This window comes from Bacillus sp. FSL L8-0528 (genome assembly GCF_038593085.1).
GTDB lineage: Bacteria > Bacillota > Bacilli > Bacillales > Bacillaceae > Bacillus > Bacillus paralicheniformis.
Map to the genome: position 1 here is coordinate 1,346,599 of NZ_CP151961.1, position 22,220 is coordinate 1,368,818.

Here is a 22,220-nt window from a genome sequence, read left to right on the forward strand (position 1 = left end):
TGTATGTCCACTCAGCAAACGGTAAGAGCGAAAGTCATGAAATCCCGTTTTCACGAGCCTGTAACAAAACAAATATATGAAGATCAATTTTCGGAGATCTACGGAGATGAGATTATCGCACCGCCGTACAATTTGAAAGAACTGAAAGCCATTGCTGAATATTCTTCCATTCTTCAGCAGTGCATTGACGCCTATAAAACGAATATTGCGGGGTTCGGGCTTGATGTCGAGTACGCTTTTGATTTTAATGGTGCGGATGTGACGCCCGATCAGAAAAAGGCTGCTGAGACCGATTGGACAAGGCTTGAAGATTTTTGCCGCCATCTTCATTTCGATGAATCGGCTGAAACGATTTTAAGCCATATGATAGAGGACCGCGAAAAAACGGGAAACGGGTTTTTGGAGGTGCTCAGAAACGGTGCGGGGCAGCCGGCCGGAATTGAATACCTCGATGTCAAAAATATGCGCGTATGCGGATTGACAGAACCGATCGAAGTTGAATTCGCCTACATGGAAAACGGATCGCTGAAAACGTTCAAAAGGGAGAAAAGGTTCCGCAAATACGTTCAGATGATTGACGGCAGGAAGGTGTACTTTAAAGAGTACGGCGATCCGCGCGTCATGGATATGACCACCGGTGCGTTTAACGGACAGACTCCGCCTGAACGAAGCGCGAATGAAGCGATCCATTTTAAAATCGGCAGCGGCGTCTACGGCGTTCCGCGCTGGATCGGAAATATCGTCAACCTGTACGGAGCGCGGAAAGCGGAAGAGCTGAATTATATGTACTTCAGACAAGGCCGGCACGTACCCGCCGTCATTACGGTTGAAAACGGCATGCTCTCAGAGGCTTCGTACAGAGAGCTGCAGGAATACATGAACGACTTGGAAGGCGTTGAAAATGCCCACAAATTTTTGCTGATCGAAGCGGAGGGGATCGCCCAGGAAAAAGACATTCACGGCAGCCAGGACATTACGCCGGTGAAAGTGGACATCAAATCCCTCGCCGAAATTTTGCAGGAAGATGCGCTGTTTCTTGAATATGACGAGAAAACGCGAAATAAAATCCGCTCTTCCTTCAGGCTCCCACCGCTCTATACCGGTGATGCCCATGAATATAACAGGGCGACAGCCGATACCGCCCGCAAAATCACCGAAGAACAGGTTTTTGAACCGGAGCGGAAAATATTGATCGGCAAGCTGAATACGCTGTTTCTCCGCGATTTAAACATTTTCCACGCGAGGCTTCAATTGAAAGGACCGGACTTTCGCGATCCGCTTGAGATTGCAAAAGTGCTCGGTCCTTTTATTCAAGCGGGGGCGGTATCTGCAAATGATCTGCGCGACCTGGCCGGCAGAGTGCTCGGCAAGACGCTTGATGAATGGCCGGAGGAAGAATTCAGCAGACCGCTCGGTTACCAGGAAAGCGCAAAGAGTGCTGAAGCAGAAGCCGGAGCGCTGCTCCCTGAACTGCAGGAAGCCGTCGAGACATTGAAGCAGATCACTGAAAGGAGGTGAACACTTCGTGCCGAGAGAGCTTAAAAATGCCAAGATCAATTTCGTCAGTTATGTCGACAAAGCGGCGAACAAAAAGAAATTTTTTATGACGAAGTCGAGTGAACCGCCGACATTTCAAAAGGAAGTCAAGCTGATTGCAAAAGCCGAGGATGAAAAGAAGCTCGTCTACGGCGTAGTCTACGAGCCGGACGTTGCGGATGCCCACGGCGATTTTATGACGGCTGACGAAATCCAAAAAGCCGCCCACGGTTTTCTGAAAAATGCCCGGAAGATCGACAAGGATCACAATTTCCAGGGAGGCGTTGGAGAAGTCGTGGAGTCCTATGTTGCGCCGGCTGATTTTGAAGTAAACGGCGAAACGATTGTGAAAGGCTCTTGGGTGCTGGTGACAAAAGCCGGCGATGAGATCTGGGAACAGATTAAAAAAGGAAGCATCACCGGCTACAGCATGGCGGGCACTGCCGAAACGGTCGAACACCCGCCCCGCGCCGGCTCTGAAACCGATGAGCACGGCAGTTTCTTTCAGCTGTTTAAGCAGTTTTTTGCCGGCGACAAACAAAAAACGGGAGAGGAAGAAAAAAAGATGAAACGATCAGAAGTTCAAGGAACGATTGAAGCCGTCTTGGCTCCGCTTCTCAAACGTCTTGACGATTTGGAAGGGGATAAAGCGGCGGACGAAAAAGAGCAGCAGACAGACCAGGACGCACATGTGAAGGAAATCGTCGAGGACATGCTCGCCCCTCTGATTGCGCGCATTGAAGCGCTCGAAAAGATGAGAGGCGCCTCAAAGCAGGCAGCGGCTGAAAAAGAAGGGGAAGAAGAAGTTAAAAAATCGATTTGGAGCGGATTGCTTTAATTTGGAGGAGGAAGACAATGAGAAATCAAGAGATTATTCGTAAAGCCGAGATGTCGCTTGCGACGCTGAAAAGCGGAGGATTAATGAATCCGGCGCAGGCTTCTGCATTTATTCGCATGGTGCAAAACACGCCGACAATTTTCAGCGAATCGCGCGTGATTCAAATGGAAAACGACTCGCAAAAATTTGAAAAAATCGGTTTTGGCCAGCGGATTTTAAGAGCGGCTGATGAAGGTCAAGCATTGGCGAAGGACCAATTAACCGCACCGGTGACCAGCACGGTCGAGCTGAATGCGAAAGAAGTCATTGCCGAAGTCAACATTACTTATGACACGCTCGAAAATAACATTGAAAAAGACGGCCTTCAACAGACGTTGATGCAAATGCTGGCGGAACGGGCTGCCGTGGATATTGAAGAACTGATCGTCAACGGCGATGTCGCGTCTTCAGATCCATACCTTGCTCAGCTTGACGGGATCCGGAAGCAGTCGGTCTCCCACATCGTCGATGCAGGCGGGGAGCAAATCAGCCGACAGCTTTTCAAACAGGGGCTGAAAGCTGTTCCGGCAAAATATATGCGCGTTCCGCAGGAATTCAGATTCTATACATCGCTCGGTCAGGAGATTGAATGGAAAGACCGCGTCGCAGACCGTCAAACCACTCTCGGGGATGCGGCCGTACAGGGCGGACTTTCAACCGCTTTTGGCGTGCCTGTTAAAGGGGTCTCAAATATTCAGCCGTATGCATACGGAGAAGGAGATGCGGCCGCCGAAGCATCAGACATTATTTTGACGCATCCGAAAAATATCATTCTCGGTTTCTCGCGCAATATCAGAATTGAAGTCGATAAAGACATTCGCGCGCGTAAATTTATCATTGTCCTGACGGCAAAACTGGACAGCAAATTCGAAGAAGAAGACGCGGTTGCAAAAATCGTCAATGTAAAAGAGTAATGCCTGAGTCCGAACGTTTTCACTGAAAGCATTGCCGATCGGCAGGGAACGAGTCCGGGCAAAAGCGAAAGCGCCCCGGACAACAGGTAAAAGCTCTGGAAGGATGTGATGAACATGCTGATCACGCCCGACGATATCATCCAATATTCCGTTATTGAAGCCGTGAAAAACCGGCCGCAGGAATTGCTGCGGCAGGATATCCTTGAAGCGGAAGCGGAAGCCGAGCAGATCACGGGGCATCGTTTTACAGATGAAAAATATGATCCGCTGCCGGAAAAGGCAAGGCTCGCTTTGCTGCAGCTGGCACAGTACTTTGCATTGAAAAACGGTGATGAATCGCTTTTGAAAGGCTACAAATCCGAGAAATTGGGTGACTACTCCTATACGCTTTCAAGAAGCGAAGGCCTGGCGAAGCCCGACGTCTATAAACTGCTCGAAGAATTTATTCTTGATTATGAATCTGTTCGATTCAAGGTGCGGCCGCTATGAGCTACAAAAAATTATTAAGCGACCGCTGCGATATCTATCATTTAAAGGAAGACCATGCAGAGAAAGCAAGGTACGGCATTCCCGCGCCAGACCTGCAGCCAATCCGCACATACGGGGACACACCTGATCTTCAAAACGTTCCCTGCTATTTTACGGAAAAAAACCAGTCGATCGTCCAGCAAGATCCCGAACAGGTCATTTATCATTCCTATTTGGCCCATTTTCCGGCGGATGCAGATGTGCGTCTTCACGATCAGGCGGTCTGGAACGGTGTCAGCTACACGCTCCAGCAGCCGCGCAACATCAAAGGCCATCACCTGGAAGTCTTAGCGGTCAGGGATGAAAAACTATGAAAATCAAAGGATTGAAACAGCTGTCGCAGACGCTGGAAAAAGCGGGGCAGAGCGGCTTTCGAACTGAAGCTGCCAAGTGGCTTGAAGAGGCGGGAACCGATTTTTTGGATCTGGTCCGCAACGAAATCGTACGCGCCGGATCGATTGATACCGGCAGCCTTTTGCACTCTTTCAAGCGAGGGGCTGAAGGGAACAGATGGGAAATCGAAAAAGGCGGACTCACGCTTGAAGTCGGGACGGAGTTAGAGTACGCCTCATTCGTAAATGACGGCCATTGGACAGGCGGAAAAGATGAAGTCAGGTGGATTCCGGGACAATGGCACAGCGGCCGGTTTCAATATGATCCCGGTTCATCGTCCGGCATGGCCTTAAAACGGCGATGGGTAAAGGGAACAGGCTATTGGGAGCATGCGCTTTACATATTTGAGCGTTTATTTGAAAAACGCCTGCATGAAAGGCTGCAAACATGGCTGAATTCCCTTTAAGGAGGTGAAGCTTTGAACGACGAAACGGGATCTGTCATGAATTTCTTTTATCAAGTCTTTCCTGTCGTCTATTATGAAAAGGAAATACCCGACCATTTTCAAATACCGTCGCTATATTTTCCTCCCCCTTCTGTTTTTGATGAGAATGATACGGTTTCAACATTTAAAAAAGTCTTCACCCTGAATGTGAAACTGTTTCACCATGATTCACAGCAGGCCCACGATCATGCTGAGCGCATTGCAGACGCCGTAAGGGAAGCGCGGCACATCATCCCGCTCATTGACCGGTCGGGTAAAGGCACAGGGGACAGCTTGAGGATCAGCCGGATTGAGACGAGGATAGGGGATTCCGGCACCGCGTCCATTATTATTCAATGGAACAGCCGCTACTGGTACAAACGGGAAAACGAACTTTCTCTGGAAACAATTGATTTTACAAACGGGGTGAAATAATTGACAGTCAGCAAAAAAACAAAGACCGAAGCAAAAAAGGCGCCTCTAGAGGAACGAGAAGCGCTGTTCTACATCGAGGATCTGAGGGAGCACGCGAAAGAGCTTTTCGGCATTAAACCGGAAGTTCTCGACGGTGCTCTTTTTCATGTGAAAGAAGAGCAGATTTCAAAGCTTGAGGCAAGTCAGCTTATTCAAACATTTTTAGCCAAGGAGGTCATGAATTAATGAACGGCGGAACATTTACACCAGGCAAAGAAAAAGATCGTGCCGGCATTTATTTTAATTTTAAAACGACAGCAGAGGAACGGGTTTCCGTCGGGGAACGCGGCACAGTTGCCCTCCCTGTCGTCATGAGCTGGGGGGAGCCGAAAACATTCGTATCGATTTCCAGCATTGAAGATTTAAATAAAAAAGTGGGATTGAACATCGATGATCCGTCTCTTCTGCTTTTCCGCGAAGCGAAGAAAAACGCACAAACCGTTTTGCTGTATCGTCTGAACACAGGAGCGCCGGCGAAAGCCCAAATCGGCGAAACGCTGAGCGTAACGGCAAAATACGGGGGCGAGAAAGGAAACGACATCTCGATCCGCATTTCCGAAAATGTGCTCGATTCTAAAAAGTTTGATGTCACAACCTTTGTCGGAACAGATGAAGCTGACCGACAAACCGTCAAAACGGCAGAAGAGCTTACCGCAAATGCGTACGTCGCGTTTCAAGGGGAAGGCGCGCTTGAACTGACAGCGGGCACAAAGCTGGAAGGCGGAGAGAACGGAACGGCAAGCGTTGCCGATTACACCGCGTTTTTAGATGCTGCCGAAACGGAATACTTCAATACGATCGCACTTCCGGTTGCAGACAATGAACAGCTGAAAGCCACTTTTGCCGCTTTCATCAAACGTCTTCGCGACAAGCAGGGCCAGAAAGTCCAAGGCGTAGTCGCTGATTATGCCGGAGACTATGAAGGCATCATCAATGTAACGGGAGGCGTTGTGCTGGAAGACGGCACAGAAATCACCCCTGAAAAAGCGACGGCATGGGTCGCAGGAGCAAGCGCAGGCGCGACTTTTAACCAGTCTCTTACATTTGTCGAATACGAAGGAGCTGTTGATGTTCTGAACCGTCTGGATGAAGATCAGGTCATCGAACGTCTGAAAAAAGGCGAGTTTTTATTTACATTTGATGCACGCGATCAATCGGTCAGTGTCGAAAAAGACATCAACTCTTTAACGAGTTTCACTGCCGACAAAAACAAAAAATTCTCGAAAAATAAAATCATCCGCGTCCTTGACGGAGTTAACAATGATTTGACCCGCGAATTAAAGGCTTTAATCAAAGCGCGAAAAGCAAGCGGCAGCGATATCCCTGCATCTGACGACGGTTTGCAGTACGTCAAAACGCTGATCATTCAGTATATGACGGCGCTTCAGGAAGCCGGCGGCATCACCGGTTTTGATTCTGAAAGCGATATTGTCATCACCCTGAATGAAGACCGCGACGGGTTTTTAATCGATTTGGCCGTTCAGCCGGTTGATGCAGCAGAAAAATTCTACTTTAATGTGGAGGTAAAATAATATGGCATTAAAAGCGCAAAACACGATTTCCGGAAAAGAAGGCCGTCTTTTTCTCGACGGACAAGAGATGGCTCACATCAAAACATTTGAGGCAAACGTCGAAAAGAATAAAGCCGAAGTCAATATTATGGGCCGCCGCATGACGGGCCACAAGACAACAGGTGCAAACGGCACGGGAACGGCGACATTTTATAAAGTCACATCTCAATTTGTCACATTAATGATGAACTATGTGAAAAAAGGCGAAGATCCGTATTTCACGCTCCAGGCCGTCCTTGACGACCAGTCATCAGGCCGCGGAACGGAACGGGTCACACTGTATGACGTGAATTTTGACTCAGCCAAAATCGCCGGTCTTGACGTCGATTCAGAAGCGCTGGAAGAAGAAGTGCCGTTCACATTTGAAGATTTTGACGTTCCTGAAAAACTGAAAGATACGTTTTAAAAAAGGAGCCTTATCCCGCTTTTCAAACCTAGACCGCCAAGGCTGGTCTATTTCTTCTTTTTTACGGAAGGAAGCCGATTCAGTAGTCAGGACATATAACACCAAGCACTCTCGTCAAGCCGAGGGTGCTTTTTCATTTAAAAATTGAATGTTAAAGGAGCAAGCAGACATGAGCGAAAAACAAGAAGAAAAAGTATATGATTTATCCTTTTTTATGCCGGGACAAACCGTTGAAGCCGAAGAAATCAAAGTGCCGATCTCAAAGCGGTTCGTCGATAAAAAGGGCAATGTCATTCCGTTTGTGTTTAAGCCGATTACAACCGAGCGCATTGACGAGCTTGAAAAAGAAAATACGACTTATAAAAACATCAAAGGCAGAGGCCGCATCAAGGATCTCGACACCCAGCGCTTTTACGCTCGAATCGCCATTGAATCAACGATCTATCCTGATTTCCGTTCAAAGGAATTAAGAGAAGCCTATAAAACGGCCGATCCGGTCGAAGTGGCCAAACGCGTTCTGTCCGTCGGAGGGGAATATGCGAACTGGCTCAACAAAGCGATTGAAATCAACGGCTTTGAAGACGATCTTGAAGATCTGGAAGAAGAAGCAAAAAACTAATCAAGGATGGGAATAAAGAAGCGGTGTATCTCTATTTTGCGATGCACGAACTTCACTATTCTCCATCCCAGCTCCGGGAGCTGTACGAAGCCCCAAAACCGTTTAAGGCATTTTTATACGGACTTATCAGCTACAAACTTCAGATCCTGGAAAAAGAAGCGCGGAAAGGAGGTACATAATCCATGGCAAAACTAACGGCACGCTTTGAACTTGAAGACCGGGTGTCTAAGAAGCTGCGGAGGATTCAGAAGGGGTTTAAAGACCTGGAAAAAAGACGAAAAAAACTCAGCCGCCCGTTCGCAATGAAAATAAAAACGAAAACAGCAGAGAAAACATTGAAAAAACTTAATGTTTTTTTTAAAGCCAACCTGAAATCATGGCAGCTTGAAATTTCAGCAGTCGATAAGGCCGGCAAAACCATCGACAATATTTCAAATCAGCTCAAACAAAAGCTGCCTGACAACTATCAATTTTCAATTGTAATACATGATCAGGCAACACCGGGCATTCAAAAGATCAGAAGCATCATGTCTGAATTGTCATCAGCTGAATACTTCTTAACTGCAGCCGTTAATGACCGAGTCACCCCGGCTGTTCAAAAAATTTCCGGCTACCTGAAAGGTGCATTGCAAAAAGGATACTCTGCAACGCTCTATGTCATTGATAAAATCACCCAGACAGCCAGCAGGATTTCCTCCTATTTGAAAAATCATTTAGCAAGGGAATATCAAGCCACCCTTACGATTAACGACCAGGCGACCGCGAAATTGAATGCTTTGCAAAAAAAGCTTAACAGCATCGAGGCCAAACGTATCCTTAAAATTGACGCAATTGTAAAAACGGAACAAAAAGAAGACAACAAAGATTCGGATGGGAAAGCTGAGGCCGTATGGACTAAAATTCTAAAGTGGGGTAAAGAAAAATTTGTTGACTGGGTGAAGGGGCTGCCGGAGAAGATTTGGGACAAATCATTTGATGCCATCCTCGGTAAGTTGTTTAAAGGTGAAGAAAGTGGAGGCGGTTGTTGCTGCTGTGGGGGAGGCGGAGGTTCTATAATCAATGAACCTGCAACAAGCAGCAGGCCAGGAAGTGAAGAAACCACTACTAATAGAGAAACAGGATCGGGAAGAAACAGATCCGGCGGCAAGTTTATGAAAGGTCTTCGAAAAGTGGGGAAAGTTGGAGGCAAAGCCCTCCCATATGCTGGAGCACTTTTATCAGCGACTGAGTTAATGGATATGAACAAAGAAAACGCAGGCGAAAAAGTCGGTTCAGCAGGCGGAGGAATTGCCGGCGGTTTAGCTGGTGCAGCAGCAGGTGCGGCAATTGGCACAGCGATTCTCCCTGTGGGGGGAACGGCAATCGGCGGTGCCATTGGAGGTATGGTCGGAAGCTTAGGCGGCTCAAGCATCGGTGAATATTTCGGGCAGATGTTCGATGACAATGGCGGTGTCGTGAAAGCGTGGAATACGATAAAAGATAAATCGGCCGAGGCACTCGGAGCCATTCAAGAAAACTGGTCGATGATAGCAGGATGGTTTACAGATAACGTTTGGAATCCTGTTGTCGGCAAGGTTGTTGAAGTAGCGACAGGGATCTGGAATCAACTGACAACGGCCTGGACGATGATTCAGGAAACATTCATGACAGTGGCTGGCTGGTTTGCGGAAAATGTCTGGAATCCGGTTGTCGGCAAAGTGATCGAAGTAGCGACAGGGATCTGGAATCAGCTGACAACAGCCTGGACGTTGATTCAAGAAACATTCATGGTGGTCGCCGGCTGGTTTGCAGAGAATGTCTGGGATCCGGTTGTGGGCAAAGTCATTGAAGTAGCAACAGGAATCTGGAATCATCTGACAACAGCCTGGACGTTGATTCAGGAAACATTCACGGCGGTCGCCGGCTGGTTTGCGGAAAATGTTTGGAACCCCGTAGTTTCAAAAGTCATTGAAGTGGCAACCGGAATTTGGAATCGTTTTCAATTTACCTGGAACATGATCAAAAGAGTTTGGGGCGCGGTTTCCACATGGTTTATGAATACGGTTTGGAATCCGTTAAAAAATACGTTCTCAACCGTAAAAGAAGCCATTGGAGAAAAATTTCAAGCGGCCAAAAAAACGGTAACAGATATTTGGGAAGGCGTCGCCGGCTGGTTTGAGAAAAATATTCAAAAGCCAATTGTAAAGATTGCCGGATTGATCAGCGACGGTTTTGAGAAAGCATTCGGATGGGTAGGTAAAATATGGGATAAAGTTGGCGGCGGTATTGATGCCGTCATCAACTTCATGACAGGAGAAGATCCTGATAAAAATGCCACAGGCGGCTACATCACAAAACCGACCATCTCCTGGATCGGTGAAGCCGGAAACGAATTTGTCATCCCGACGGAAAACAACCGGGGCCGCGGGAAGATGCTGCTTGCCCAGGCCGCGACCAAGCTCGGCATGCGCGTTGTTGACGACATGGGGGCCGCGGCGGGAGACGGGGGGGCTGCTTCTCCGGTTTCAAGCACCGCTTCGTATTCGGCTTCTGTGTCGCCGGCTGTCGGTGTCGGGAATATAGCGGCAGAGGCACAGGCTTTCGGCCGGGAATTCACCGGCGGCTTTGACAAAGGGATCGGCTCAAACGCTCCTTCCCTTGATCAATGGAAGCAAAAAAACATCAGCAAGCCGTTTAGCAGCCTGCCGGCAGAATCGTCTAATTACGGAAAACAGACGGTTGCCGGGTTTGCTTCCGGGCAAAATGCTTCCGCGACCGGAACGGGCGGTTTTCTTCAAACAAAAGTAAATGCGCCTTATCAAACAACGGTAAAGACGTCATCTTCCTGGGGCGCAAATACAGTCAAAAACTTCGCTTCCGGGCAAAATACAACACCGACCGGGACGTCGCAGTATGTTGATAAAAATATCAACAAGCCGTTCCTTGATTCGAAACAGTCGGCCTCAGGCTGGGGTTCAGGAATGGTCGGACACTTTATCAGCGGCATGAATGGAAAAGGCAGCGAAGTTTCTCAAGCTGCAAAAAACTTGGCGAAAAAAGTGGAAAAAGCGTTCCGCGAAGAACTAGATATTCATTCTCCGTCCCGGGTCATGATGAGTCTCGGGCGTTTTGCGTCGGTCGGGATTGTCAAAGGTTTAAGTTCTGTCGATGTCAAAAGTTTTGCGGAAAAACAAGCAGGCTCACTGGCCGCTGCGTTTTCCGGAATCGGAGCCGTCGGCGGAAATGTAAAGTCGTGGCTGATGCAGGCGATCATGGCTACCGGTTCACCGGTGTCGTGGCTTCAGCCGCTTTCTGTCATTGCTCAAAAGGAATCCGGCGGAAATCCGCGCGCCTCTAACGGCTGGGACATTAACGCCAAGCGGGGGGACCCGAGCAGAGGCTTGATGCAGACGATCGGTCAAACGTTTAATGCGTACAAAGGAAAAGGAATGAATGATATTTTCAATCCTGTTCACAACGCGGTAGCGGCCATCAACTACATCAAATCGCGATACGGGTCGCCATATAACACTCCGGGGATTAAAAGCATGGCAAGAGGCGGAGCTTATAAAGGCTATGCCAACGGCGGCCTGATCACGAGCGAGCAGATTGCCCGCGTGGGCGAAGGCGGCAAGCGCGAATGGATCATTCCCGAAGAACGCGGCATCCGCGGCAGATATTTGCTTCAACGGGCTGCAGGCGCGCTCGGGATGGAAGTACATGACCCCGCTGAAGGGTCCGGTTCCATTTCAAGCGGTCAAGCGGCTGCAGCCACCGCAGGCGGGGCCCGATCCGGGCAGCCGGCTGAAAACGGCGCCAAAGAAGTCAACATTTATATTACCGGAGACAATCATTACCAAAGTGAGCGCGACCAGGAAACATTGATTGCGAAAATCAAGCGCGCTCTTGTCGATGAGCTTGAACGGGATATTCATATTGGGACGAAAGGAAGCGTAGCTTATGACTAAATCCGTGTACGAATTTTGGCTGTCGCAAGGAAAGGAAAAGCTGCGCCTCCCTGTGCTTCCCGAGCAGCTTGACGTCAGCAATAATCTTGCGAACGAGTCTGTAAAGGTGTCAAAGTTCGGCGAGGTTACATTTATCAATGAACCGGGAGCAAAGACGATTTCATTTTCGTCTCATTTTCCGAAAAAGTATTCTCCGCTTGCGGAATATAAAGGGTTTCTTTCGCCGGAGAACGCGATTCTCAAAATCGAGAAGTGGATGAAAGCGAAAAAACCGGTTCAATTTCTCGTGACGGGCACGAAGATCAATTTCACATGCAGCATCGAAAACTTTTCGCATCGTGAGGGTGAAAAGGATATCGGCGACCGGGATTTTGATCTCACATTAAAAGAGTATCAAACAGCATCACCCCGGAAGATCAAACAGAAAAAGAAAACGAAGAAAAAACGGCCGTCCAAACCGGCTCCAAAAATGTACACCGTCAAAAAAGGCGATACGCTCTGGCACATCGCAGGCCGTTTTTACGGAAACAGCCAGGAATGGCGGAAAATTTGGAACGCGAACAAACAGGCGATGATCAAACGAAGCAAGCGAAATATCAAACAGCCGGGACACTGGATTTTTCCTGGGCAAAAGCTGAAAATACCATAAAACGAAGCGCCGGGCGAACCGGCGTTTTTCTGTTAAATCAAAAGCAGGGGATAGCGATGATCGAATTATTTGTCATAAAAGAAAGCGAATGGTATGAACTTGTCACCGAAAGCGTCACCTTGGAAGGAGAAAGGTACCAGGCGCCTCGTTCGATCGAAGCGTCGATTGTGATCAAGCAGGGAAGCCACAAATATTACAGCGTGCAGGAAGGCGATACCGTTTTATTTAAATGGAAAGGAAAAGAACTGTTTCGCGGAATTGTTTTCAGCAGGGTGCCGAAAGAATACACGCTCACGTTTAAAGCGTACGACATGCTTCAGTACTTGGTGAAAAACCAGGATGTATATGTTTTCTCGAACAAAACGGCCGCTGACATTGTCAAACGAATTGCGAGCGACTTTCAAATTCCCAAAGGCGCGATCGCAAGTACCGGACATACGATTAAATCACTCGTCTTTAAAGACAATACGAGCCTGTACGACATCATCTTAAAAGCGTTGCGTGAAACAAAAAAGCAAACCGGAAAAAACTATCAGCTGTATGCCGAAAAAGGAAAGCTGTGTTTACGAGCGTGGCCCGAACCGGAGGATATCTGGGTTTTGGAAACGGGTGTGAACATTACGGATTACGCTTACAGTACGTCAATCGATGAAACGGCAACCCGGGTGAAACTGAGAAAGCAGAAAGATAACAAAACCTATACCGCATCAGCCAGCGATGAAGCCGGTATGAAAAGATTCGGCGTTCTTCAATACACAGAAACGGTTTCGGACGATATTAACGAGGCGCAGCTGCGCGACCGGGCGAAGAAGATACAGGCTGAAAAGAAAGGCGTCAAAAAAGAGCTGAAAAGCATACAGGCGCTCGGCATACCGGAAGTTCAAAGCGGACTGCCGGTTTATATATCGATTCCGGAAGCGGGCATTAAAGAAACCTATTGGGTTGATAAAGATAAACACGATTTTACAGGGACAAAGCATGTGATGACGATTGATGTCGTCGCGAAAAATACAATACCTGAAGGAGCGACTTCATGAAATTAAGCGATGCGATAAAAGAGCTGGCTCTTGGAGCCGTAAACGCTGAATCGCCTGTTGATGTCATGCCGGCGGAAGTCGTGTCCGCTTCTCCGCTCAAGCTGAAGCTCCGCAATCATGATAAATTGGTGATCCCCTCCGACTTACTGGTGGTGGCCAGGCATTTGACAGAACATACGGAACAGATCCGGATTGACGGAGAAGACAAAACGATTCGCTTTTACAATCAATTGCATGCCGGCGACCACGTAATGATTGCGGCCATGCCTGGAGGGCAGTCGTTTTTCGTGATAGACAGAGTGCAGGAGTAGGAGGTGGCTCGGATGGCTCTTTCACCGGAAATATCTTTTGAAGATATCGAGGATGACAGCGACGTGATTGAGACTTCAAAAACGTACAAAATTGATTTTGAAACAGGCAGGATGACGGGTGATGTGATTTCGGGACTTGAAGCGGTGGAACAAATGGTTTACATGGCGCTGAGAACTGAGCGCTACACATACGCCGTTTACAGCCATAACATCGGAAATGAGCTGCAGGAGGTTCTTTCAGATCATGAAACGACCGACGCTTATAAAGAAATGGAGATACCGAGACTGATCGAGGAAGCCCTCATATATGACGACCGAATTTCTGCGGTAACCGATTTCGATATTGAGCGTCAAGGCGATGCCTTCCATGTGTCTTTTTCGGTTGAAACCGATAAAGGGACATTGGAAATCGAGGAGGTGATAGGGGAAGATGTTTGAAAACCAGACATTTGAAGAGATCATGGAACGCATGCTTGAGCGGATTTCAGATGAGATTGACAAGCGTGAAAACAGCGTCATTTGGAATGCGCTTGCCCCGGCAGCTGCCGAGCTGGCGCTTTCTTATATTTGGCTTGATCAAGTGCTGAATTTGGTTTATGCGGATACGGCTGAAGGCGAATATTTGGACAGAAGGGCGGCTGAGGCCGGCCTTGAGCGCTATCGGGCGTCAAAAGCCATTTGGTCAGCAGCCTTTACGGATGGAGTATCGGTTCCCCCCGGAACCCGCTTCTTTCTGGAAGACTTATATTTTACCATGCTCGAAGACGGCAAGCTTGAATGTGAAACAGCCGGGACAAAAGGAAACGCCAATTTCTCGGGGCGGCCTTTGCTTCCGCTCGATACCATTCCAGGGCTTGAAAAGGCGGTTATGGGAAGCCTGGAAATTCCCGGCCGCGACGAGGAGACGGATGAATCCCTGTATGAAAGATATTTGATCCGTGTCCGTAGGGAAGCGGTCAGCGCGAATCAGATGCATTACAAACAATGGGCCGAAGAAGTGGACGGCGTGGGTAAAGCGAAGATCTTTCCGCTGTGTAATGGCGAGGGAACCGTAAAGGTTGTCATTACAAACGCGAAAATGGAACCTGCCTCTGACGCATTAATCGAAAGAGTCAAGCAGTATATCGATCCCGATCCGGGCAAAGGGGAAGGTATGGCGCCGATCGGAGCTTATACCGCGGTTGAAAGCGCGGTGTGGAAAGACGTGAGCATATCTGCAAAAATCATTCCTGAATCAGGCCGGACGATCGATGAAGCCAAACAGGAAATTGCAGAAAAAATCACAGAGTTGTTTAAAGAAATGGCCTTTAAAGAAAGCGTCATCCGTCTCTCGCAGATCAACAACATGATCTATGAATCGTCCTCTGTCAGCGACTATTCGGAAGTCTTCATCAACGGGGAAGCGAAAAATCTGCAGTTGACAGAAACGGAAATTCCAAAGCTGGGGCAGGTGACCATCATTGAGCAAGATTGATGAAATGGCTTTTCATCTGCCGCCATACTTGACGGAAATCCGGGAGATCCAAGACATTTTAACGGCCGAGGCACCCGAATTTGAGAAACAAAATCAAGAGATTTTCGATATGACGGACCAGCTTTTCGTCACAACGGCCACATGGGGGCTGGACAGGTGGGAAAAGATTTTGAATGTCAGACGTGAGGCTTCAGACGGTGTTGATATTCGAAGGGCACGTCTGTTAACCAAGATGTCCAATATTCCGCCGATTACAAGCCGCTCGATCGAGCGAGCGGTCAATGCTTTTTTAAAACAGCCGTCCGCATCCGTCAGACTGACGGCCGGACGGTATCATTTTTTGCTGAGCGTAAACGGTGAAGATCTGCAGTTTATACCTTCGATCATTGAAACCGTCAATCATATGAAGCCCGCCCATTTGGCTTATACATTCCGGGGCGGGTTTCATTATGAATGCCGGCCGCCGAAAAGCGTTCATAACAGGCTCGTTTTAAGAAGCAAAAACGGTTTTTTCGGTACGATCCCGGTTTATTTGGACGGACAGTATCTGCTTGATGATTCATTCTACTTGAACGGTTTTCGAGAAATCGACGGTCTGCCCCGCAGGTTTAAACAGCAGATCACACTGTGCCACAAGAAGCGGCAATACATCCGGTCCGCCTCGTGCTTGACGATAAAGGCGGCCGCTGAAAACCGGAGGAAACAGCAAACAAAAGCAGGCATGAAAACCGGCATTACCAATCAAAACAAACAGATCCAATCCTTCAAAATCAGCTGCAAATGCGAGCATGAATTTAAGCAAGCAGGCGCGCTTGAAATGAGGGAGAAGTGGTGGAAGCTAAACGGCGCATTTTTGCTCGACGGAACGAAGCAGCTGGCAGCAGCAGCACAAAAAATCGCATTGTAAAGGAGAAATCAAAATGGCACAACAATTAACAGTGACAACGCTTTATGCAAGACAGCAAATGGCAAAAGCACGGGCTGAGGGCGGCAAGCTCACCAAAATCACAAAGATGGCTTTCGGAAACGGAGGTACAAACGATAAGGGCGAACCGATCGCGCTACAGGGCAACGAACAAGCGCTGAAAAACGAACTCCTGCAAAAGGACATCGACGGCTTTGTCTTCATGGAACCGGCGAAAGTCCGCTATACATGCACATTGAGAGAAAGCGAACTGGCAGGAGAAACGATCAACGAGCTCGCCCTTGTTGATGAAGCCGGAAAATTCACAGCGGTCAGAACGATGACAGACAAGCAAAAAGACGGCGACATCGAGTTCGTCTTCGAAATCGACGACATTTATTAAAGGAGCTGAAACAAGGTGGACATCCAAAAACCGAGACGCTTTGCAACAACAGACCGCGCCCATGCCGACTTGTTTAACGAAGCGATAGATCAGCTGAATGTGAATGATGAACGGATTGCAAAGCGGGCTGAGGAAGCTGAAGAAAAGGCTAAAACGTATACTGATGAGCATGCCGGAGACCATTCGATTCACATCACCGACAAAGAACGGGAAAAATGGAGCGCGGGGCAGTTATATAAATTAACCGAAAATAACGGAAAAGTCTTTTACAGAGGCAGTTCAGAAACAACAGATTTTAACACTTTGACAGAGACAGGCATGTATCTCATCTATAATGAAGGAATCAACTCACCACCTTCATCAAATCGGATATTTTTGCTTGTGATGAGTTTCGGCAATACCTTGGTTCAAGCAGCTTATGAATCGTACAAAGGGACACAGTCGTATTTTAGATTCAGAAAATCCGATTCAACCACGTGGACGCCTTGGCAGACCCAGGAAACGACTAATGGTGCGCAAGCCAAGGTTGATGCTCATGAACGAAATACAAATCTCCATGTGAATGAAGATGAACGGGAAAAATGGAACAATGCACAGTTATATAAAATTACAGATAGTAATGGAACGCGCACAAAACTGCCGGATGGAACGGATTTATTAACGCTGCCGACAGGTTTTTATTATGCTATGGGCCATGTTGTTCAAAACAACCCTGTAGAAAACAACGACTCCTGGTTCAATTACGATGTAATTGAAACCGGTGCCGGAAGAAAGACCATCCATGCGTGGCGGAGCTATGATAATACTTTATGGAATGGAACCGTTCATACAGATGGACAGTTTCGAGGATGGAAAAGAGTAGTCACAAACGCCGATTCAAACGTTGATTGGCAGACCCCAACGTTGACAAATGGATGGAAACAGTATGGGTCACACAAAGTCCGGTTTTGTAAAAACGTTCTTGGTGAAGTAGAAATCGTTGGAGCAATAACGGGCGGGACGATAGGTTTTGATATTCCTGTGTTTACGCTGCCTGAGGGGTTCCGCCCAATTCAAGCGATGTACTTTATTGGTGTTGCATCAAGCATAGGTACGGGGTCAACACCGCAAAATCACCGGACACTGATCGATACTGACGGAAGGGTATGCATTCAATCCTGTTCAAATACCGTAAATCCAAACGAGTTTATTACTTTCGGATTTAAGTTCAGGGCTGCGCAGCAAAATCAATAGATTACTTTTTCATAGAGGGAGGTTAATATAAATTGGATATCCAAAAACCGAGGCCTTTCAGCACGTCGGACAGAGCCCATGCCGATTTGTTTAATCAGGTTATCGACCGGCTGAATACAAATGATGAGTCGATTGCACAGTTTGCCGCCGAAGCTGAACAACGTTCAACTGCCTATACAGATAGGCACATTTCGAAAAAGGATAACCCCCATGGTGTAACAAAATCCCAGGTCGGCCTGGGGGAAGTGATCAACAAAAGGCAGGCCACAAAAGATGAATTTGACCTGCATCATAACGATCAAACACGGCATGTTACTGAGGATGAAAGGGATAAATGGAACGGAAGTCAGATTTTTAATATTACCGGGGACAATGGACAAGCAAAGGTATATATAAGCGCTGAAGATGACTTTCAAACGGTTCTCCCACAGTATACCGGGCTGGTACATTTTACGGCAGCTTCAGGAGCATCAAACGGACCAGGCGCGGCCGTTCGAGGCATTTGGACTTGCAACGCTTTAGGTAACTATGGTCAAGCGATCGCGTTTGATAATGCAAATAGAACCTATCGGAAAACAATATCCGGGGGCAACTGGACTGACTGGACAGAATTAGTTTCCGTGGAGAGTCTTGAGGCAAAGCTGACAAAATTAACTTGGCACTTTCCAACGCTTTTAAATGAATGGGTTAACTATGCGGACAGCACTAAAGCCCGTTATACAAAAGATGCCACAGGTACGGTATTTGTTGAAGGTGCAATTGCAAAAGGAAAGATTGGTTTTAATATTCCTGCATTCGTGTTGCCGAAAGGTTATCGGCCATCACGCGCCTTTCAGTTTGTAGGTGTAGCATCTCAACTTGGCATGTCCAATACTCCGCAGTATCATCGCTTACAAGTGAGTGTTGATGGTAATGTCGTGATCGAAAACTGCTCGAATACAGTAAATCCAAATGAGTACATCAGTTTTGGATTTAGTTTTAAAGCCGCATAGATTTTTAAAAAATGATTTGAATAAAATGAAAGAGGGAATTAAGATGCCGGAAGCACCAGAACTGGATATATTCCAAAAAGAAGTTCAGGAAATGAAGGCTGATCAAAAATCACTCGAACAGCGCGTCAGCACACTCGAACGAACATCAGACCGCCACGATCAGCAAATCATCTCGATTAACGAAAAGCTGAACAAAATCGAAGAGAATACAACTTGGATCAAGCGCAGCATCACAGGCGCGATCATTACAGCGGTCAGCACCGGCATCATCGGCGGAGCGATCGCTGTTTTTTATAATTTATTGCAGAAATAAGGGAGGACACGATTATGAAACATATGGACAAAGGCACGGTCGTCAGGACGGTGCTTCTTTTTATTGCGCTGGTCAATCAGACGCTGATCATGTTTGGAAAGCCGGTTTTGCCGATCGCCGAAGATCAGATTCATACATTGGCGGATGCCCTCTATTCGGCCGGGTCTGCGGCTTTTACGATCGTTGCATCGCTGATTGCCTGGTATAAGAACAACTATGTGACAAGCAAAGGGAAAATGCAAAAAGAAGTTTTACAGAACAAAGGTTTAACGAAATGAAGCTGTCTTTGAGGCGGCTTCCTGAATTGAATGTGAAAAGGAATGATGAAGTTTGGTCAAAGTCATCAAGAACTTTGTAAAAGTCAATCAATACACCCGTCCCGGGCTGAAGCGTGCGGCAGTCAAAGGCATTGTCATGCATTGGACGGCGACGCCCGGGGCTTCGGCTTTGAATGAGCGCAATTATTTCAATGGCACCTGCATAACTGACAAGCGTTATGCGTCGGCTCACTATTTTGTCGACCGCCATGAGGCGCAGCATATTATCCCCGATCAGGAAGTCGCTTATCATGCGCATGATCAAAACCGCTGCTATGTCAGCTTCCTGAAGCCGAATGCCAATACTACGGCGCTCGGGGTCGAAATGTGCGTGGAAAAAGACGGTACCATCCATGAAGAGACGATTCGCAATGCGGCGGAGCTTGTAGCGGATTTGTGCAAGACATACGGTTTGTCCGCAGATCGGATTGTCCGCCATTACGATGTCACCAACAAAAGCTGTCCAACCCCGTGGGTGAGAGATGCCGGCCAATTGTCGGCTTTCCGTAAAAGAGTAGATTCCCTTTTGGGGAGGAAAACCGTTTCCGTATCGGCTGCCTCCACCAGCCAGACAAGTTCATCGTCGGGCATTATCCTCAAAAAAGGAATGTCAGGCGCTCATGTGAAAAAGCTGCAAACACGCTTGATCGCGGCCGGTTTTTCGCTGCCAAAATACGGGGCGGACGGAAGCTACGGAGACGAGACGGTGCAAGCGGTTGTTTCTTTACAAAAGAAAGCGGGAATTAAAGCCGACGGCATTTACGGCCCGGCAACCGAAAAAGCCCTCGCAGCCGCTGAAGCGTCAGCGGGCGGCAAGAGCAAGACATGGACTCTTCCCGACGGCATTTATAAGGTGAAAAGCCCGCTGATGAAAGGAACGGCTGTCACACAAATTCAGACAGCCCTTGCCGCTCTTTATTATTACCCTGATAAAGGGGCCAAAAATCATGGGATCGACGGATACTACGGAGTGAAGACGGCAAACGCGGTGAAACGTTTTCAGCTGATGTACGGTTTGGGGGCGGACGGGATATACGGCCCGAAGACAAAAGCGAAAATGCTGGCTCTCTTGAAATAAAGGAACTTATGAAAGTTCCTTTATATTTTTAAAATTTTCAAAAAACAGCTACCCCACAACCATACTTGTATGGTAGTATGGCAGAGAGGAGGTGAGAGTCATGACAATGAAACAATTAAACCCGCGTTCTGTCAGAGACCAAATCTATCAGATGCTGAAGGAAGAGATCATGAAGTTTCGGCTTGTGCCGGGTGAGCTGATATCGGAAAAAGAGATTTCAGAACGGTATGAAGTCAGCCGCACTCCGGTCAGAGAGGCTTTTTTGCAGCTGTCGAGAGAAGGGCTTCTCGAAGTCTATCCGCAGAAAGGAACCCGCGTATCGCTGATTGATCTTGATCTGGTGGAGGAAGCGAGGTTTATGCGGGAAAACCTGGAAAAGGCTGTAGCTGAACTGGCGTGTGAAGACTTTCCGGAGGAAGCTATGTTTAAGTTGGAGCAGAATGTGAAGATGCAGGAATTATCGATCACACAGAAAAACTATGAAAGTTTGTTTGAATTGGATGAAGCTTTTCATCAGACGATTTTTGAAGGCTGCGGAAAAGCGAATGTTTGGGCTGCGATTCAGCAGATGAACGTTCCCTTCCAAAGAATCCGTTTTTTAAGGCTTGCCGCCGATTTTAACTGGAACAACATTCATCAGCAGCACGCAGCATTAACAGAAGCGATTCGAACAAAACAGAAGGCGAAAGCCAAGAAAATTGCTGAAGAGCATTTGCAGCTGGTGATCGTCGATAAACAGATGCTCATTGATGAGTTTCCCGGTTATTTCAAAAAGTAAGCGCTTTAAAAGGAGTGGTGATGTGAAAGCTGCGGTGATGACGAAGCCTTATTCGATTGAATTTCACGACATACCGCGTCCCGAACCGGCCAGCGGCGAAGTCCTTGTCAAGGTAAAGGCCGCCGGGATTTGCGGCAGTGATGTGCATTTTTACGACGGCTCAAATCCATATGCACAGTACCCTCAGATTTTTGGCCATGAGCTCGCAGGCATCATTGAAAAAACGGGGGCCGGGGTGAGGGAGCGATCCGCGGGCGAACGGGTCGTAATTGAACCGGCTATTCCGTGCGGAGGCTGCTACCCTTGTCGGAAAGGGAGGACAAACGCCTGTGTGAACATCGATATGATCGGATCGGTTCGCAGAGGAGGGTTCGCTGATTTTATCATTGTCCCGGAAACGCATGTCCATCCGATTCCTGAGCAAATGGATTTTGCGACCGCCGCGTTGTGCGAGCCGTTTTCAATCGGAGCGCAGGCGGTTCGGCGGGCGGATATTCAAACAGGAGAAACGATTGTCATATTGGGAATGGGTCCGATCGGGTTAACGATTTTGGCACAGCTTAAAAAGCGCTTTGACGTCCGTGTAATCGCTGTTGATCCCGTACGGGAAAGGCTTGAGCTTGCCGAGGCATTCGGTGCGGATGCCGTTATACAGCCTGGTGAAGAGGATGCCGAGCAAATGATTCTGAAGCTGACAGACGGAGAAGGAGCGGGGATTGTGTTCGAAGCGGCCGGGATTCCTGCGACGATTGAGCAATCAATCAGTTTGGCAGCTGCCGCCGGGCGCATTGTCATTGTCGGCTTAACGGGGGAGAATGTGACGATTCCGGGCCTTCTTCTCACAAAGAAAGACATTGAAATTTACGGGACTAAACACAGCGTCAATCAATTTCCCGGCGTCATTCAATTTTTGAATGAAAACCCTGAAATAGCCCGGTCTTTTGTGACTGAGATCATGCCTTTTACGGAAATAGAAGAGGCGTTGAAAAAAGCGAAAAACTGTCCCCATCAGGTCACAAAGATTATTTTATCTTATTGAATC

Annotated in this window: 26 protein-coding genes and 1 pseudogene; all 27 read left to right on the plus strand. The window is 47.8% G+C overall.

Annotation, left to right across the window (positions count from 1 at the left end; translation table 11 throughout):
- Positions 1-3 precede the first annotated feature (3 nt).
- The 27 genes and pseudogenes from MHI30_RS06855 (at position 4) to MHI30_RS06985 (ending at position 22,217) form a co-directional block, all read left to right on the plus strand.
- Positions 4-1,518 (plus strand): phage portal protein, encoded by a 1,515-nt coding sequence (locus MHI30_RS06855; protein ID WP_048350215.1) that lies wholly within the window; start codon positions 4-6, stop codon positions 1,516-1,518.
- A gap of 7 nt (positions 1,519-1,525) precedes the next feature.
- Positions 1,526-2,374: an XkdF-like putative serine protease domain-containing protein gene (locus MHI30_RS06860; RefSeq protein ID WP_075753288.1), complete on the plus strand. Its 849-nt coding sequence runs from the start codon at positions 1,526-1,528 to the stop codon at positions 2,372-2,374.
- A gap of 17 nt (positions 2,375-2,391) precedes the next feature.
- The gene (locus tag MHI30_RS06865; protein WP_075753286.1) at positions 2,392-3,327 is read left to right on the plus strand and encodes a phage major capsid protein; all 936 of its coding nucleotides are present in this window, start codon (positions 2,392-2,394) and stop codon (positions 3,325-3,327) included.
- Positions 3,328-3,441: 114 nt separating this feature from the next.
- Positions 3,442-3,816, plus strand: a complete 375-nt coding sequence (locus tag MHI30_RS06870) for a DUF3199 family protein (RefSeq protein WP_075753284.1) — start codon at positions 3,442-3,444, stop codon at positions 3,814-3,816.
- A complete protein-coding gene (locus MHI30_RS06875) occupies positions 3,813-4,169 on the plus strand; it encodes a YqbH/XkdH family protein (protein WP_075753282.1) in 357 nt (118 codons plus the stop codon). Before MHI30_RS06870 ends, MHI30_RS06875 begins: the two co-directional genes overlap by 4 nt.
- Complete coding sequence (locus tag MHI30_RS06880; RefSeq protein ID WP_075753280.1) at positions 4,166-4,654, plus strand: HK97 gp10 family phage protein; 489 nt, start codon at positions 4,166-4,168, stop codon at positions 4,652-4,654. Before MHI30_RS06875 ends, MHI30_RS06880 begins: the two co-directional genes overlap by 4 nt.
- A gap of 12 nt (positions 4,655-4,666) precedes the next feature.
- Positions 4,667-5,107 carry a phage portal protein gene (locus MHI30_RS06885; protein WP_075753278.1) on the plus strand — a complete coding sequence of 147 codons (441 nt, stop codon included), beginning with the start codon at positions 4,667-4,669 and terminating at the stop codon, positions 5,105-5,107.
- The gene (locus tag MHI30_RS06890) at positions 5,108-5,332 is read left to right on the plus strand and encodes a hypothetical protein (RefSeq protein ID WP_020451022.1); all 225 of its coding nucleotides are present in this window, start codon (positions 5,108-5,110) and stop codon (positions 5,330-5,332) included.
- Complete coding sequence (locus tag MHI30_RS06895; protein WP_075753276.1) at positions 5,332-6,678, plus strand: phage tail sheath family protein; 1,347 nt, start codon at positions 5,332-5,334, stop codon at positions 6,676-6,678. Before MHI30_RS06890 ends, MHI30_RS06895 begins: the two co-directional genes overlap by 1 nt.
- A 1-nt stretch (position 6,679) precedes the next feature.
- Entirely contained in the window at positions 6,680-7,123 is a 444-nt protein-coding gene (locus tag MHI30_RS06900; RefSeq protein WP_020451024.1) for a phage tail tube protein, read from the plus strand.
- 169 nt (positions 7,124-7,292) lie between these two features.
- Positions 7,293-7,742: a phage portal protein gene (locus MHI30_RS06905; RefSeq protein WP_075753274.1), complete on the plus strand. Its 450-nt coding sequence runs from the start codon at positions 7,293-7,295 to the stop codon at positions 7,740-7,742.
- Positions 7,743-7,783: 41 nt separating this feature from the next.
- A complete protein-coding gene (locus tag MHI30_RS06910) occupies positions 7,784-7,921 on the plus strand; it encodes a hypothetical protein (protein WP_095290311.1) in 138 nt (45 codons plus the stop codon).
- Positions 7,922-7,924: 3 nt separating this feature from the next.
- On the plus strand, positions 7,925-11,689 hold the full coding sequence (locus tag MHI30_RS06915) for a transglycosylase SLT domain-containing protein (protein WP_154495642.1): 3,765 nt from the start codon (positions 7,925-7,927) through the stop codon (positions 11,687-11,689).
- Positions 11,682-12,338 (plus strand): LysM peptidoglycan-binding domain-containing protein, encoded by a 657-nt coding sequence (locus tag MHI30_RS06920; RefSeq protein ID WP_075753270.1) that lies wholly within the window; start codon positions 11,682-11,684, stop codon positions 12,336-12,338. Before MHI30_RS06915 ends, MHI30_RS06920 begins: the two co-directional genes overlap by 8 nt.
- A 56-nt stretch (positions 12,339-12,394) precedes the next feature.
- Positions 12,395-13,375, plus strand: a complete 981-nt coding sequence (locus tag MHI30_RS06925; RefSeq protein WP_075753268.1) for a phage portal protein — start codon at positions 12,395-12,397, stop codon at positions 13,373-13,375.
- Positions 13,372-13,686, plus strand: coding sequence for a DUF2577 domain-containing protein (locus MHI30_RS06930; RefSeq protein ID WP_075753266.1), 315 nt, complete (start codon positions 13,372-13,374; stop codon positions 13,684-13,686). The genes MHI30_RS06925 and MHI30_RS06930 overlap by 4 nt, the downstream gene beginning before the upstream one ends.
- A gap of 12 nt (positions 13,687-13,698) precedes the next feature.
- Positions 13,699-14,124 carry a DUF2634 domain-containing protein gene (locus MHI30_RS06935; RefSeq protein ID WP_075753264.1) on the plus strand — a complete coding sequence of 142 codons (426 nt, stop codon included), beginning with the start codon at positions 13,699-13,701 and terminating at the stop codon, positions 14,122-14,124.
- A complete protein-coding gene (locus tag MHI30_RS06940) occupies positions 14,117-15,160 on the plus strand; it encodes a baseplate J/gp47 family protein (protein WP_154495644.1) in 1,044 nt (347 codons plus the stop codon). Before MHI30_RS06935 ends, MHI30_RS06940 begins: the two co-directional genes overlap by 8 nt.
- Positions 15,147-15,608 (plus strand): annotated as a pseudogene (locus MHI30_RS06945) (putative phage tail protein); the annotation flags it as partial. The gene MHI30_RS06940 and the pseudogene MHI30_RS06945, both read left to right, overlap by 14 nt.
- A gap of 472 nt (positions 15,609-16,080) precedes the next feature.
- Positions 16,081-16,467: a phage tail protein gene (locus MHI30_RS06950; protein WP_075753259.1), complete on the plus strand. Its 387-nt coding sequence runs from the start codon at positions 16,081-16,083 to the stop codon at positions 16,465-16,467.
- A gap of 15 nt (positions 16,468-16,482) precedes the next feature.
- The gene (locus MHI30_RS06955) at positions 16,483-17,700 is read left to right on the plus strand and encodes a pyocin knob domain-containing protein (RefSeq protein WP_075753257.1); all 1,218 of its coding nucleotides are present in this window, start codon (positions 16,483-16,485) and stop codon (positions 17,698-17,700) included.
- Between the two features lie 32 nt (positions 17,701-17,732).
- Positions 17,733-18,692: a hypothetical protein gene (locus tag MHI30_RS06960; RefSeq protein WP_075753255.1), complete on the plus strand. Its 960-nt coding sequence runs from the start codon at positions 17,733-17,735 to the stop codon at positions 18,690-18,692.
- Positions 18,693-18,735: 43 nt separating this feature from the next.
- On the plus strand, positions 18,736-19,005 hold the full coding sequence (locus tag MHI30_RS06965) for a hemolysin XhlA family protein (protein WP_011197809.1): 270 nt from the start codon (positions 18,736-18,738) through the stop codon (positions 19,003-19,005).
- Between the two features lie 14 nt (positions 19,006-19,019).
- A complete protein-coding gene (locus MHI30_RS06970; RefSeq protein ID WP_075753253.1) occupies positions 19,020-19,283 on the plus strand; it encodes a phage holin in 264 nt (87 codons plus the stop codon).
- 52 nt (positions 19,284-19,335) lie between these two features.
- Complete coding sequence (locus MHI30_RS06975; RefSeq protein ID WP_075753251.1) at positions 19,336-20,400, plus strand: N-acetylmuramoyl-L-alanine amidase; 1,065 nt, start codon at positions 19,336-19,338, stop codon at positions 20,398-20,400.
- Positions 20,401-20,500: 100 nt separating this feature from the next.
- Positions 20,501-21,178 (plus strand): GntR family transcriptional regulator, encoded by a 678-nt coding sequence (locus tag MHI30_RS06980; RefSeq protein WP_075753249.1) that lies wholly within the window; start codon positions 20,501-20,503, stop codon positions 21,176-21,178.
- A gap of 22 nt (positions 21,179-21,200) precedes the next feature.
- Entirely contained in the window at positions 21,201-22,217 is a 1,017-nt protein-coding gene (locus MHI30_RS06985; protein WP_075753247.1) for a zinc-binding alcohol dehydrogenase family protein, read from the plus strand.
- Positions 22,218-22,220: the final 3 nt, after the last annotated feature.

Bases quoted from the DNA above. Each gene is read 5' to 3' on its own strand.
- MHI30_RS06980 (WP_075753249.1), top strand. From the start codon at position 20,501: ATGACAATGAAACAATTAAACCCGCGTTCTGTCAGAGACCAAATCTAT.
- MHI30_RS06925 (WP_075753268.1), top strand. From the start codon at position 12,395: ATGATCGAATTATTTGTCATAAAAGAAAGCGAATGGTATGAACTTGTC.
- MHI30_RS06970 (WP_075753253.1), top strand. From the start codon at position 19,020: ATGAAACATATGGACAAAGGCACGGTCGTCAGGACGGTGCTTCTTTTT.
- MHI30_RS06915 (WP_154495642.1), top strand. From the start codon at position 7,925: ATGGCAAAACTAACGGCACGCTTTGAACTTGAAGACCGGGTGTCTAAG.
- MHI30_RS06910 (WP_095290311.1), top strand. From the start codon at position 7,784: ATGCACGAACTTCACTATTCTCCATCCCAGCTCCGGGAGCTGTACGAA.
- MHI30_RS06880 (WP_075753280.1), top strand. From the start codon at position 4,166: ATGAAAATCAAAGGATTGAAACAGCTGTCGCAGACGCTGGAAAAAGCG.
- MHI30_RS06895 (WP_075753276.1), top strand. From the start codon at position 5,332: ATGAACGGCGGAACATTTACACCAGGCAAAGAAAAAGATCGTGCCGGC.
- MHI30_RS06920 (WP_075753270.1), top strand. From the start codon at position 11,682: ATGACTAAATCCGTGTACGAATTTTGGCTGTCGCAAGGAAAGGAAAAG.
- MHI30_RS06930 (WP_075753266.1), top strand. From the start codon at position 13,372: ATGAAATTAAGCGATGCGATAAAAGAGCTGGCTCTTGGAGCCGTAAAC.
- MHI30_RS06940 (WP_154495644.1), top strand. From the start codon at position 14,117: ATGTTTGAAAACCAGACATTTGAAGAGATCATGGAACGCATGCTTGAG.
- MHI30_RS06965 (WP_011197809.1), top strand. From the start codon at position 18,736: ATGCCGGAAGCACCAGAACTGGATATATTCCAAAAAGAAGTTCAGGAA.
- MHI30_RS06935 (WP_075753264.1), top strand. From the start codon at position 13,699: ATGGCTCTTTCACCGGAAATATCTTTTGAAGATATCGAGGATGACAGC.
- MHI30_RS06865 (WP_075753286.1), top strand. From the start codon at position 2,392: ATGAGAAATCAAGAGATTATTCGTAAAGCCGAGATGTCGCTTGCGACG.
- MHI30_RS06855 (WP_048350215.1), top strand. From the start codon at position 4: ATGTCCACTCAGCAAACGGTAAGAGCGAAAGTCATGAAATCCCGTTTT.
- MHI30_RS06870 (WP_075753284.1), top strand. From the start codon at position 3,442: ATGCTGATCACGCCCGACGATATCATCCAATATTCCGTTATTGAAGCC.
- MHI30_RS06950 (WP_075753259.1), top strand. From the start codon at position 16,081: ATGGCACAACAATTAACAGTGACAACGCTTTATGCAAGACAGCAAATG.
- MHI30_RS06875 (WP_075753282.1), top strand. From the start codon at position 3,813: ATGAGCTACAAAAAATTATTAAGCGACCGCTGCGATATCTATCATTTA.
- MHI30_RS06900 (WP_020451024.1), top strand. From the start codon at position 6,680: ATGGCATTAAAAGCGCAAAACACGATTTCCGGAAAAGAAGGCCGTCTT.
- MHI30_RS06905 (WP_075753274.1), top strand. From the start codon at position 7,293: ATGAGCGAAAAACAAGAAGAAAAAGTATATGATTTATCCTTTTTTATG.